Genomic DNA, 12,369 nt, shown 5'->3' on the forward strand with positions numbered 1-12,369 from the left:
AAGACCTAAAAGGAAGCAAATGGTTCAAAGCAGCAGGTGCTCATACTAGCCTCCAGACTAGCTATGTCGAGTTAGTGAAATTGGGCATAGATGCTAGTAGCTATCCCAGGCATAATCTTACTATTGATAATCATAATTTCGGGTGGGTAGATGACTGCGCAAGTACAAATTAAGTCAGTCCAAAAAGAGGCTGCGAATACTGAAAACAAGGATGTGTCGTCGCAGCCAGAACTAACAAATCAAGAAGTCTCCTTTGAGGAAAAGCGCCTACCTTTTGCGTTTGCTAAGAAATATGGTGTGCTTTTTCAAACGCAGGAAGATGGCCATGTTCGGGTGTTCCATAAGAAGGGCTTGACGCCCATGATTGCAGCTGAGCTGAGGCGTTACACTGCAGCCAGCATGAGTTATGAGCTTGTGGATGAAGATCGTTTTGGTGAATTGCTTTCTGTAATTTACCAAAGTGATAGCGGAGCACTGCAAAACGTTGCTGGTATTGGCGATGACATGGACTTGGCTAGTTTGGCTGATCAGGTTCCAGAGTCTGAAGACTTACTTGAACAGGCTGATGATGCCCCCGTTATTCGATTGATCAATGCCATTTTATCAGAAGGTATTAAAGAAGGAACATCAGATATTCATATTGAGACCTTTGAAAAACACTTAGCTGTGCGCTTCAGGGTCGATGGTGTGCTACAGGAAAAGCTGCGATTGAAAAGGCAGCTTGCGCCGCTACTAACTTCTCGTATCAAAGTTATGTCTAAGCTGGACATTGCCGAAAAAAGAGTACCTCAAGATGGGCGTATTGCTTTGCGAGTAGCTGGCAAAGAAGTTGACGTGCGGGTATCTACGTTGCCATCTAACAGTGGTGAGCGGATTGTAATGCGTCTGTTAGATAAATCAGCTGGGCGTTTGAACTTAACCCACTTAGGTATGTCTGCTGATGATATGCAGCTGATGAAGACTATTCTATCTCGTCCTCATGGCATTATTCTTGTCACAGGGCCAACAGGTTCGGGTAAAACAACTTCGCTTTACGCTGCTCTTTCAACACTTAATGATCAAACACGTAATATCCTTACGGTAGAAGACCCGATTGAGTATAACCTGGAAGGCATTGGTCAAACACAAGTCAATACTAAAGTTGATATGACCTTTGCGCGTGGTTTGCGCGCTATCCTCCGGCAAGACCCTGATGTGGTCATGGTAGGTGAGATCCGTGATACTGAAACGGCTGAAATAGCTGTACAAGCTAGTTTAACTGGGCACTTAGTTTTATCTACTTTACACACTAACAGTGCTGTTGGTGCGATAACCCGCTTACAGGACATGGGTGTAGAGCCATTTTTATTGTCTTCAAGTCTTGTTGGTGTTGTTGCTCAGCGGCTAGTACGCCGGTTGTGTCAGAGCTGTAAAGACCCTTACCGTCCTGATGATGCAGAGTGCTTGAGGCTGCATTTAAATGTAGATGTGCCGCCAGAGATTTACCGAGCAAAAGGCTGCGCTGACTGTAACTATACTGGTTATAAAGGGCGAAACGGGATTTATGAAATTATCCCGATTGATAGTGAAGTGAGACGGTTAATTCATAACCAAGCAGGCGAGCAAGAAATTATTGAATACGTTCGCATTAATCGACCCAGTATTCGTGAAGATGGACGGCGTAAAGTGCTTGCAGGGTTAACTACTCTGGAAGAAGTTTTAAGGGTAACACAAGAAGATTAGCAGAAGGTTTAAGTGTGGCCGCTTACGAATTTACAGCCCTGAATGCCAAGGGAAAGCAAGAACGTGGTACATTGGAAGCAGATAGTGCTCGACAGGTTCGACAACTGCTTCGAGAGAAAAAACTTACACCCTTAACCGTTGAGGTTGCATCGCAGCAAGAGCGCAAAGCAAAGGGTGGTGGTAGTATTCTTGCGGGAGGCATTTCTACATCAGCACTCGCACTGCTTATTCGTCAATTAGCAACATTAATTCAAGCCGCTCTTCCGATCGAAGAGGCTTTACGAGCTGTAGCTGAGCAGCAGGAAAAGCAGCGTATTAAAAATATTGTGCTATCAGTTCGCTCTAAGGTTTTGGAGGGCTATACCTTAGCACAAAGCATGGAGTGCTTCCCTGGTGTTTTTCCTTCGATGTATTGTGCAACGGTTTCTGCAGGAGAGCATGCTGGTTTTTTGGATAAAGTGCTTAATCAGTTGGCAGATTATTCAGAGTCTCGCCAGCAGTCTCAGCAGAAAATAAAAATGGCACTGGTGTATCCAGCATTATTAATACTGGCTTCTTTTGGGATTGTTGCCTTTCTATTAGGCTTTGTGGTTCCAGATATTGTTAAGGTCTTTATTGATAGTGGTCAGGAACTTCCTGCGCTTACCACAATCTTGATATCATTGAGTGATGTCTTTAAGGGCTTCTGGTATCTCATAGTACTTGCCATTATTGGTATTGTGGTGACTACCCGTTACCTATTAAGCAAACCTCCTATTAAGCTTCGTTTTCATCGCTTTATTTTGCGGGTGCCGCTAGTAGGGCGTTTGAATCGGCAGATGAATACGGCACGTTTTGCCAGTACGCTAAGTATTCTGACACGAAGTGGAGTGCCCTTAGTTGAAGCGTTAAAAATTGCCACAGAGGTAGTTTCTAACCTTTATATCAAACAGGCGCTCAGTACTTTGCCACAACAGGTGAGTGAAGGGGTGAGCTTGACTAAGGCGATGGAGCAGACAGGTCATTTTGCACCCATGATGCTACATATGATTGCGAGTGGAGAGGCCAGTGGGGAACTTGATGATATGCTGGAGCGAACAGCGCGAAGTCAGGAGACTGATTTAGAAAGTCGAATGGCGGTTATAGTTGGCTTATTCGAACCGCTGACGCTCATGTTTATGGGGGGGATAGTGTTGATAATTGTACTTGCAGTGCTATTACCGATCCTCAACATGAACCAGCTTCTAGGTTAATACAACGAGAATGTAAGGAATGAAACTGTGAGAAGAAATGTTGCAAGGCCGAAGCAGTCAGGCTTTACCCTTATCGAGATTATGGTTGTTGTAGTTATTTTGGGTATCTTGGGTGCGCTTGTGGTGCCTAAGATAATGAGCCGTCCTGATCAGGCTAAAGTGACTGTTGCTCGATCAGATATTGCAAACATTAAAACAGCACTGGAAATGTATAAGCTTGATAACCATAACTATCCCAGCACAGACCAAGGACTAGAAGCACTGGTGCGTAAACCCAGTGGTCAGCCTGAAGCCCGTAACTGGAATCCTGATGGCTATTTAGAGAAAATTCCAGTAGACCCATGGGGACGTCATTATCAGTTTCAGTCACCAGGTAACCATGGCAAGTTTGACCTTTATTCGTTAGGTGCTGATGGTAAAAAAGGTGGTGAAGGCTTTGATACAGACATCACCAGTTGGGAAGGCTAAGTAAGTGACTTCTTTGCCCTCTAAAATGCATGTGTCAAAAGGCTTTACCCTTGTTGAAGTATTGGTGGTTATCGTCATTATCGGTACCCTTGTAGGCATCACAATGGTAAGTCCATTAATGCGAGATGGAGGGCAAAAAGTTTTACAGGATGAGTCTCAGCGGTTGCAGCAGCTGTTTCAGCTTGCGGCTGACCACGCTCTGCTCAAAGGAGTTGAGCTTGGTTTTAAGAGTGATGGCCGTCGTTATGAGTGGTTACAATTTAATGAAGGGGAAGGGGCTTGGCAGCCTATTGAAGAAGGCCACTTTCAGCAGTATGAAATGCCTGATGGACTAATCTTGGATGTAAAGCCTGAAGAAGATCCCTTCCTGAATAGTAAGTCAACAACCCTATCCAAAAGTAAAAGCAACTCTACTAAGCAAAAAGATAAAGGAAAAGTAACGCCTGATGTAGTTGTATATAGTGACTCTCAGGTTACGCCTTTTCGAATGACTCTCTCCGATGATAACTCCAAAACACCTTATTATTTAGTCACTGATGGTTTTAATGGCATTGAAGTTAAAACAGAAAAGTAAAGGGTTTACGCTGCTAGAAGTCATGATTGCATTAGCGATATTTGCTTCTGCAGCTGCAGTTGTTGCTATGTCTGGATCAACAGGTGTTAGACAGGCTGCTTATCTCGAAGACAAAATCCTTGCTGGCTGGGTTGCAGAAAACTATCTAAATCAACTCAAGCTTTCCCGTGACTGGCCTGATACCGGTGATAAACAGGCCTCAGTCCGTTTTGCGGAAAGGGACTGGCAGGTTATTGCTGAGATAAAAACAACCGGTCAGGATGGGTTTAGGCGTGTTGAAGTTGCGGTTATTCCTGAGCAAGGTGGTAGTGTTAATAAAGAGCGAAGTCTTTATCGCATGATTGGCTTCTTAAGGAAGCAGAGCGAATGAAGCCTTTGCTAAACGCAAATATCAAGCGAAAAGCTCAAAGTGGTGGCTTTACGCTTTTAGAGCTGATGATTGCCATTGCCATTTTTTCTATCGTGAGTATGGCTGCATATTCATTGTTTCATACAACCGCACGGACACAAGCGGTCACAGAGAAAAGCCTTAAGCGACTGAATGAAGTACAACGGGCCTTTCTGATTATGGAAAAAGACTTTTCACAGTTAGCCCCTCGCCCAATAAAGAGTGAACTAGGGGAAGTGCTACCAGCTTTTGTAGCTAATCAGGGGGGGTATTTAGTTGAGTTTACCCGGCAAGGATGGCGTAATCCTGCGCTGGCCAAGCGCAGTGAATTTCAGCGTGTCGCCTACACGCTTGAAGATGACAAACTTATTCGGCGATTTTGGTTGGTGCTAGATCGTGCACCTAATCCTCCCTATAAAGAGCAAGTGATTTTAACTAGTGTTAATAGCATTAGTTTCCGTTTCCTCAATCAAGAGCATAACTGGGTAGAAGACTGGGCTGTGGCAAATAATCCTGGAGCATCAGACCCTTTTGCTAACAATAAGGGGGCAGACCCTAACGAACTTGTGCCTGGAGGGGTTGAGTTGGCCCTAGATGATCCTCGTTACGGTCGGATGGTCAGGTACTTTGTGGGGGTGAGTACACCAAAAGCACAGCAGAAAAACCAGATTCCTAACATTCCTGGAGGGGGATAGCTATGCGAGATAAAAACCCTACTCCCTCGTTTCCAATGCGTCAGCGTGGTGTCGCCCTGATTTTTGTGATGGTAATTTTTAGTTTGATCAGTGTGATGGTAGCAAAAGTAGTAACTGAGCTTCATTTCCAGACAGATAGAACATCCCACTTTTTAATGCGGAGCCAAGCTCGAGCCTATGCTTTAGCCGCAGAAGATTTGGTTGCTCAATTATTATTAGCTGATTTAGAAAACGATAAAAAAAACCAACCTGCAGGATCAACTACCCCTCCTAATACAGGGACTGGTAATACACAAAACTCCTCCACAGTTGACCATTTAAAAGAGCCTTGGAGTCTTATTGATCGCTACTACCCTCTAGATGAAATTGAGTCAGGGGTTATTGGGGAAAGTAAAGATAAGGAAAAAATTAAAGAAGGTGATTACATTTATATTAATGTGATTGACTTGCAAGGTTATATCAATGTGAATTGGCTTTCTTCTTCCTCAAGCTCAACCCCTTCAACTGCAGAGCCTCCACGAAGTGTTGATGGTGATGATAGTAGCAAGGGGAAGACAAAAGGAAGTGGTGGTAAGGACTTATTTAATAACCTGATCACTAAGCTGGGTCTTAATGTGCCTACTCAGCAGATAACCGACTGGGTGGATGAAAATGATCAAACTACCCCTGGTGGTGGCTTTGAGGATAACGAGTATTTGCTGAATGAGATGCCTTATCGAGCAGCTGACAGGGCGATTACATCAATTTCTGAATTAATGTTTTTACCTAAAATGGAGCCCAAGCTTTATAAGCAATTAGCGCCTTATCTTGTCGCATTACCTCCAGACGCTAAGTTAAATATTAATACAGCTCCCAAAGAGGTTTTAATGTCGCTGCTGCCTAATATGCAGGAAGCGCAAGCCGAAGAAATAATTCGCCAACGAGGTGATAAGGGATTTGAGTCGGTCGATAAGTTGACGTCATTGTCTATGTTTGCTGGGCAAGGGAATAAACTAAATAAAGACGCATTAGTTGTATCCAGTAACTATTTTTTAGCAGTAATTACCGTTAAGTTTGCTGATGCGCGTTATCATATGCTTAGTTATTACAAGCGTGCAGAGAAGCAAGTTGATGTTATCTCTCGGGCAGAAGGGCGTTTGCCAGCACCTTTAGTTCAAAATAAACCCAAAAAGACATAAATTAGGCTGTTAATTGGTATGGAACGTCACCTTTTTGTACGGATTTTATCTCTACCTAGTGAAGACCCTGCAGACATTGATACTGAGTGGCTGCTGTGTTCCAGTGAAGGTGAGGTTATTAGTGGTCCCGCTAAAGGAAGCTTGTTATCGATAGAGGAAACGCTTGCTGAAGAAAACGCTTTAGGTCAGGCGAAGACAGTGTTTATTTTGCCAGGTGATCAGGCATTACTGGTGAAAGTGCCTGTCAGTGAAGCTCAAATGAAGCATATAAAGCAAGCTTTGCCCTATATGCTAGAAGATCACTTGGTTAATGATGTGGATGATATGCTTATTGTCACCAATAGCCAGGTGAATGAAGGAACGCTTCCTGTTGCGGCTATTGCGCATGAGTCAATGAGTAAACTGTTTGCGGCTATTTCTGACTTGGCGCTGAACCCTTATCTTTGTATCTCTGAGGCTCAGTTAGTCAATACCACCTCTTCAGAAGTTATACAGGTTGTTGTTGAAGGGGATAAAGCTTTAATGGCTATTCCAGAAGACAACTACTTTAGTGTAGACACTTCCATTTTACCAATGACGTTACAAACGGTATTAGAAAACCCCGCTGAGTATCGTATGATTGATGCTGAGGATGACCCTACATTGGCAATGTCGGCAGGATATACTCGGCTAAAAGTGACTGTAGCTAAGCCTGTTACTTTAGAAATAAAACGATTATTAAAACAGTTAGAACATCAGTTGCAGCAGTACCAAATTGAGCTGGAATTTTCTGCGTTAAAGGGTGCTATTTTTCATTATTTGTGTCGCAGTTTTTTACAGAATCAAAACCGCCAAAAATATATTAACCTCTTTCAAAACCAATATTCCGTGAGTGCTGACAGTGGTGCAGGGTTTGCGAAGTGGAAAAGTGTTATCTATTTGGCGGCAACCTGGGTGGTTGTCACGTTAGGTCTGCATTTAGGGCAGGCCATTTACTTTGGCCAGCAAAGTGATGCTTTACACCAACAGGCAGAGGAAGTTTTTCGTTCGATATATCCGAATGCACGCAATGTTTTTGACCTTAAAGACAGTATGACAAGCCGGATGAAACAAAATGCTTCTTCAGGTGGTGAGGGGGTATTTATCAAATTACTGGTAGATGTTTCATCAGTCACCCAGCAGTTGGGGAGCCAGCAAATAAAACCTAAAAGCCTGGACTTTAATAGTTCTGGTAATTCTCTAATGCTTGAAGTGAATGCTAAGAGTTATGAAGTATTGGATGCTTATGTCAATCAGTTAAAGCAACGGGGTATGAGTGCCAAGCTGGAAACAGCTAATCAAGAAAAAGAGACTGTTTTAGCACGTATTAATATTCAAGCATAGCAAGGTAGATTGATAGTATGGCATCACCTTTCAAGGAAAAAATAACTGCACAGTTAAATGCAATGCCAGAGCGAGATCGGCGCGCTTTGGTCATTATGGTTGTTGCTGTCACATTAACTGTGGTGTACATGTTGATTTGGGAACCGATCATGCAGTGGTCTGATGAGTCCCGCAAGGAGTATCAGTCAAATATGGATACGCTTGCTTTTATTCAGGCGAATGAGCAAGCAGCTAGGCAAAGTACAAGTCAGGGTGTGCAGCAGGTTTCACGAGATAAATTATCAGCAGTCGTCACTGGAGCAGCCAGGCAACAAGGCATTAAATTAAGTCGGGTACAACCTTCGAATGAGGGTGTGACAGTATGGATGGACAAGGTTGCCTATCAGAAGCTACTGGCGTGGGTCATTAACTTGCATAATCAATATCACTTTTCTATCGATAAAATTAGGATTGATGCTCAAGATGAAGCTGGCATGGTAAGAGCCTATCTGAGTATTACTATGTAAAGTCTTATCAATAATGCGCTTACGGTGCCTTGCTTATACGGCGGTTGTTTTATACTCGGACAAATAAGTGTTATGGATTACGTGTATAAAAATGATTTGTGAAGGAGGGTAAATTCTGCTCGATATAAAAGTACTGGAGTGCTTTAGTAGTAAAGCATAGTTTTTAGATTGTCAGGCAATATATTAACTGTTGACTCTGAGAAAAATACCAGTAGAATGCGCATCACCTGTCGGGCAGGTAGCTCAGCTGGGAGAGCATCGCCCTTACAAGGCGAGGGTCGGGGGTTCGAACCCCTCCCTGCCCACCACGTCAGGTTAGTAGAGCAAGTGACACAGTATAAGATGTGGAGCGGTAGTTCAGTTGGTTAGAATACCGGCCTGTCACGCCGGGGGTCGCGGGTTCGAGTCCCGTCCGCTCCGCCATATCTAAAGATCTTAAATCCCCTCATTACTACTTCATGCTTTAAATCAAGTTTTCTAGTCTCATGAACTCCATTTCTAGCATTTAATTACCAAAGCTTACTTTATTAAGCTATTCTCAACAGTGGCTTAGTTATTGCCTTACTTTACCTGCTGATCTTTAACGTAGCATTTGCAAGCCAGGTGGTTTTTGGCTGCCTCAAATACAAGAGTGGTGTGTATAAAACCTTTGATGTACGCATAGTGATCGGTATTAATAACTTTTGCACAAATAGAGGGCACTTAAATGGAAGATTATGTTGAGGAGCTGTTAGAGCAACAACAACAGTCAGAAGACTGGTTTGAACTGGCAGAGCAACACGAAACACCTGTAGATTTTCCTTTGGATTATGAAGAGTAATTTGACTCTTTTTGTCGTACTTGACCAGGAGTTTGTTTAGTCCAACGTTTAAATGCTCGCTGGAAGGCTTCTGGGGATGAAAAGCCTAATAAATAAGCAATTTCTGAAAAGCTAAGTGGTGTTTCTTTTACATAGTTAAGCGCTAAATCCAACCGGGTTTGATTGAGTAATTTTTGAAAAGACGTATTTTCTTCATTAAGTTTACGTCTCAGTGTCCACTGAGATAAACCTAACTGTGATGCAGTGAACTCTAGTGTGGGCTGACCTCCATGCAGTTCCCGTGAAAGGATACGAGCGACGCGTTCCTGCCATCGAGCAGAAAAGGTGAGTTGTTTTTTCTTTTGCTCGCATACAGCCAGTAGCGAGTTATACATAACATGATGTCTAAACCGATTACTCTGTGTAAGAGATGATACAGAGATGACTAGCTTATTAAATGGTTGAGAAAAGTAGACTGGACACTTAAAAAACTGTTTAAACTGATTGGCATAGGCTGGTGCAGGAAACTCAAAGAATACCTCTGCCAGAAGATTTTCAGGTTTAGCAAGCCAGCGCAACGTTTTTAACCAGCTTAGTAAAACAGACTCAGCAATAAATTGGTTATAAACCGTATACGGAGAAATACTGTAAAAGTTTATATGACAACTGTCTCCTGAATATTCAATAAAAGACTCCCCTCGCACACTTTCACTGGTTAGGCATTCATAATCTATCAATGCTGTTATCGCCATTTTTAGATTGGGTGCACTCATTGCTAATAAGCCAGCTAAGCCCCACTGCTGGATGGGAGCATGTTGTCCCATTATTAAGCCAAGGTAGGGTTCTTGAGTTAATGTAATTGCTGCAGCCCCCAGATGCATAAACCGAGCAATACTCACTTGCTGCTGTTCATCATTCAGCGTTGGCAGTGCTAACCCAAACTCATTTAATAAAGGTTCAGGCCTTTTGCCACAGCGACGAATTGCATTAGCCAGTGTCTCTATATAGGTTACTGAAACATTACCTAACTTCATCAGTACCTGCTCATCATGGTCAGTAAAGTGTCACTCTTAATCATTGTCGGCATTATAAGACAGATTTATGGTAAGCCGCAGAAAAACAAATGAATGCCTGATTAGGAGTGATCATGAATCAACATTACCCTCACTTACTAAAACCACTTGATTTAGGGTTCACCACGTTAGCCAATCGTGTGTTAATGGGGTCAATGCATACAGGATTAGAAGAAAGACCTAATGGTTTTGAGCGTTTGGCTGCCTTTTACCGAGAGCGAGCACTAGGTGGTGTCGGATTAATCGTGACAGGAGGCATCAGTCCGAATGAAGTGGGTGCTGTTCTAAAGGGAGCAGCAAAATTGACCAATAGCAAAGAGGTGGCGCAACATAAGGTTATTACTCAGGCAGTCCATGATGTTGGCGGTAAAATATGTATGCAAATTCTCCATGCGGGGCGTTATGCATACAATCCCGCTAATGTTGCACCTTCTGCAATTCAGGCACCGATTAACCCGTTCAAGCCTCATGCTTTGACTTCAGAAGAAGTAGAGCAACAAATTTCTGACTTTGTACAATGTGCCCAGCTCGCAAAAGAATCGGGATATGATGGTGTAGAAATCATGGGTTCTGAAGGCTACCTGATTAATCAGTTTATCGTGGCGGCGACGAACCAAAGAGATGATGAATGGGGGGGCGCTTTTAATCAACGCATCAGATTTCCTATTGAAATTGTTCGGCGTACTCGAGAAGCTGTTGGAGAAGACTTTATCATCATTTTCAGGCTTTCTATGTTGGATTTAGTGCCAGGTGGCAGCCAGTGGGATGAAGTAGTTACGCTGGCTCAGGCGATTGAGCAGGCAGGTGCAACCTTGATCAATACTGGCATTGGCTGGCATGAAGCAAGAGTGCCGACAATTGCCACAATGGTTCCTCGGGGAGCCTTTGCAGAAGTTACAGCAAGACTGCGCCCTTCAGTAACAATTCCAGTGATCGCAACCAATCGTATCAATACCCCAGAAATAGCAGAGAATATTTTGGCAGCTAACCAAGCAGATATGGTTTCTATGGCGCGTCCTTTCCTAGCGGATGCATACTTTGTCAATAAAGCAGCTGAAGGACATTCAAACCTTATTAATACCTGTATTGCCTGCAACCAAGCTTGTCTTGATCACACCTTTCAAATGAAGCTGACCAGCTGTTTGGTTAATCCACGCGCTTGCCATGAGACAGAGCTGGTTATTCGTCCTGTGAATGGAGCAGCAAAGAAAATAGCGGTTGTTGGTGCTGGCCCAGCTGGACTTGCCTTTGCCTGTACTGCTGCAGAACGAGGTCATGAAGTAACACTTTTTGAACAAAGTGATCAAATTGGTGGACAGTTTAATTTAGCCAAACAGATACCTGGTAAAGAGGAGTTTCATGAAACGTTAAGGTATTTTACCCAACGTTTACAGTTGGCGGGTGTGCGTGTGAAAACAGGAGTGCCCGTTAAGGCTGATGATTTAATTGCGCAGCAGTTTGATGAAGTTATTTTAGCCACAGGAGTATCTCCTCGAACCCCTGAAATTCCTGGTATTGGGCATCCTTTAGTGATGAGTTATTTAGATGTGATTAAAAAGCAGAAGCCTGTTGGGAATAACGTGGTAATTATTGGCGCAGGAGGTATAGGGTTTGATGTGGCAGAGTATATAACCCATAAGTCTTCAGAGGCATCAGAACCTCAGGCATTTTGCCATGAATGGGGAATTGATCTTTCAGTCAGTGAGCGAGGTGGCATTATTGCTTCGGATCATTCTCGTCCCGAGCGTAAGGTCTTTTTATTACAGCGCAAAAAGTCAAAAGTGGGCAAAAATCTTGGCAAAACAACGGGCTGGATTCATCGCGCACAGCTTAAACAGCGCGGTGTTGAGATGATGAATGACGTCCAGTATGAGCGGATTGAAGCGAATGGAATTCATGTAACGGTTGGGGGAAGTCCATCGTTTATAGCAGCAGAGTCGATTATTATTTGTGCTGGCCAGGATCCTGATCAAGCCCTTTATCAACCATTAGCTTCTGCAGGCATGAGTGTGCATTTGATAGGTGGTGCAGATAAAGCGGCAGAGTTGGATGCCAAACGCGCAATTGCTCAGGGAACTGAGTTAGCCGCTAAGTTATAGTGTTGCTATTAAAGGCTAATTAAAACAAAGCGTTAACACGACTGTTTGAATTATTTACCGCTTAGCTATCGATAACTGGTTGTTTTTTAAACGAACTATTGCTATGGAAATCACATTTTTTGTGCAGTAGTTTCACTACAATGAGGCGAACGTGCAAAGCTAACTATCTGAAAAGTAGAAATAATTTTGCATATCGTTATTTCGATTAGTTCTCAGGGTGACCGAGAACTAATCTGTAAAAATGAGTGGCTTGTTGTTTTTTAAACCTGGTCA

The 12,369-nt window shown here is 43.2% G+C and carries 11 protein-coding genes and 2 tRNA genes; 12 read left to right on the forward strand and 1 reads right to left on the reverse strand.

The window, feature by feature from the left end; all coding sequences use genetic code 11:
* Window positions 1–150 precede the first annotated feature (150 nt).
* The 11 genes from gspE to F607_RS0107185 all read left to right on the forward strand — a co-directional run bounded on the left by gspE (window position 151) and on the right by F607_RS0107185 (window position 8,548).
* Window positions 151–1,722 carry a type II secretion system ATPase GspE gene (gspE, locus tag F607_RS0107135; RefSeq protein ID WP_027707543.1) on the forward strand — a complete coding sequence of 524 codons (1,572 nt, stop codon included), beginning with the start codon at window positions 151–153 and terminating at the stop codon, window positions 1,720–1,722.
* Between the two features lie 14 nt (window positions 1,723–1,736).
* Window positions 1,737–2,954: a type II secretion system inner membrane protein GspF gene (gene gspF, locus F607_RS0107140; protein ID WP_027707544.1), complete on the forward strand. Its 1,218-nt coding sequence runs from the start codon at window positions 1,737–1,739 to the stop codon at window positions 2,952–2,954.
* 27 nt (window positions 2,955–2,981) lie between these two features.
* A complete protein-coding gene (gspG, locus tag F607_RS0107145; protein ID WP_027707545.1) occupies window positions 2,982–3,422 on the forward strand; it encodes a type II secretion system major pseudopilin GspG in 441 nt (146 codons plus the stop codon).
* 4 nt (window positions 3,423–3,426) lie between these two features.
* Window positions 3,427–3,996 carry a type II secretion system minor pseudopilin GspH gene (gene gspH / locus F607_RS0107150; RefSeq protein WP_157365396.1) on the forward strand — a complete coding sequence of 190 codons (570 nt, stop codon included), beginning with the start codon at window positions 3,427–3,429 and terminating at the stop codon, window positions 3,994–3,996.
* Window positions 3,968–4,366, forward strand: a complete 399-nt coding sequence (gene gspI / locus F607_RS0107155) for a type II secretion system minor pseudopilin GspI (protein ID WP_038290459.1) — start codon at window positions 3,968–3,970, stop codon at window positions 4,364–4,366. Before gspH ends, gspI begins: the two co-directional genes overlap by 29 nt.
* Window positions 4,363–5,079: a type II secretion system minor pseudopilin GspJ gene (gene gspJ, locus F607_RS0107160; RefSeq protein ID WP_027707548.1), complete on the forward strand. Its 717-nt coding sequence runs from the start codon at window positions 4,363–4,365 to the stop codon at window positions 5,077–5,079. Before gspI ends, gspJ begins: the two co-directional genes overlap by 4 nt.
* Before the next feature lie 2 nt (window positions 5,080–5,081).
* The gene (gene gspK, locus F607_RS0107165; protein WP_027707549.1) at window positions 5,082–6,257 is read left to right on the forward strand and encodes a type II secretion system minor pseudopilin GspK; all 1,176 of its coding nucleotides are present in this window, start codon (window positions 5,082–5,084) and stop codon (window positions 6,255–6,257) included.
* An 18-nt stretch (window positions 6,258–6,275) separates the two neighbouring features.
* Entirely contained in the window at window positions 6,276–7,619 is a 1,344-nt protein-coding gene (gspL, locus tag F607_RS0107170; RefSeq protein WP_027707550.1) for a type II secretion system protein GspL, read from the forward strand.
* 17 nt (window positions 7,620–7,636) lie between these two features.
* A complete protein-coding gene (gene gspM, locus F607_RS0107175) occupies window positions 7,637–8,125 on the forward strand; it encodes a type II secretion system protein GspM (protein WP_027707551.1) in 489 nt (162 codons plus the stop codon).
* Between the two features lie 232 nt (window positions 8,126–8,357).
* A tRNA-Val gene (locus tag F607_RS0107180) sits at window positions 8,358–8,433 on the forward strand.
* Between the two features lie 38 nt (window positions 8,434–8,471).
* Window positions 8,472–8,548, forward strand: a tRNA-Asp gene (locus F607_RS0107185).
* 384 nt (window positions 8,549–8,932) lie between these two features.
* Here the strand turns inward: F607_RS0107185 and F607_RS0107195 are convergent.
* On the reverse strand, window positions 8,933–9,958 hold the full coding sequence (locus F607_RS0107195) for an AraC family transcriptional regulator (RefSeq protein WP_027707552.1): 1,026 nt from the start codon (window positions 9,956–9,958) through the stop codon (window positions 8,933–8,935).
* Between the two features lie 113 nt (window positions 9,959–10,071).
* On the opposite strand from F607_RS0107195, the gene F607_RS0107200 reads away from it, so the two are divergent.
* Window positions 10,072–12,096, forward strand: a complete 2,025-nt coding sequence (locus F607_RS0107200) for an NADPH-dependent 2,4-dienoyl-CoA reductase (RefSeq protein WP_027707553.1) — start codon at window positions 10,072–10,074, stop codon at window positions 12,094–12,096.
* Window positions 12,097–12,369: the final 273 nt, after the last annotated feature.

It is taken from the genome of Zooshikella ganghwensis DSM 15267 (assembly GCF_000428585.1).
In the GTDB taxonomy this organism is placed as follows: Bacteria; Pseudomonadota; Gammaproteobacteria; order Pseudomonadales; family Zooshikellaceae; genus Zooshikella; species Zooshikella ganghwensis.

Coding starts and splice junctions, on each gene's coding strand:
- gspE (WP_027707543.1), top strand. CDS start 151: ATGACTGCGCAAGTACAAATTAAGTCAGTCCAAAAAGAGGCTGCGAAT.
- gspI (WP_038290459.1), top strand. CDS start 3,968: ATGGCATTGAAGTTAAAACAGAAAAGTAAAGGGTTTACGCTGCTAGAA.
- gspJ (WP_027707548.1), top strand. CDS start 4,363: ATGAAGCCTTTGCTAAACGCAAATATCAAGCGAAAAGCTCAAAGTGGT.
- gspK (WP_027707549.1), top strand. CDS start 5,082: ATGCGAGATAAAAACCCTACTCCCTCGTTTCCAATGCGTCAGCGTGGT.
- gspL (WP_027707550.1), top strand. CDS start 6,276: ATGGAACGTCACCTTTTTGTACGGATTTTATCTCTACCTAGTGAAGAC.
- gspM (WP_027707551.1), top strand. CDS start 7,637: ATGGCATCACCTTTCAAGGAAAAAATAACTGCACAGTTAAATGCAATG.
- F607_RS0107195 (WP_027707552.1), bottom strand. CDS start 9,958: ATGAAGTTAGGTAATGTTTCAGTAACCTATATAGAGACACTGGCTAAT.
- F607_RS0107200 (WP_027707553.1), top strand. CDS start 10,072: ATGAATCAACATTACCCTCACTTACTAAAACCACTTGATTTAGGGTTC.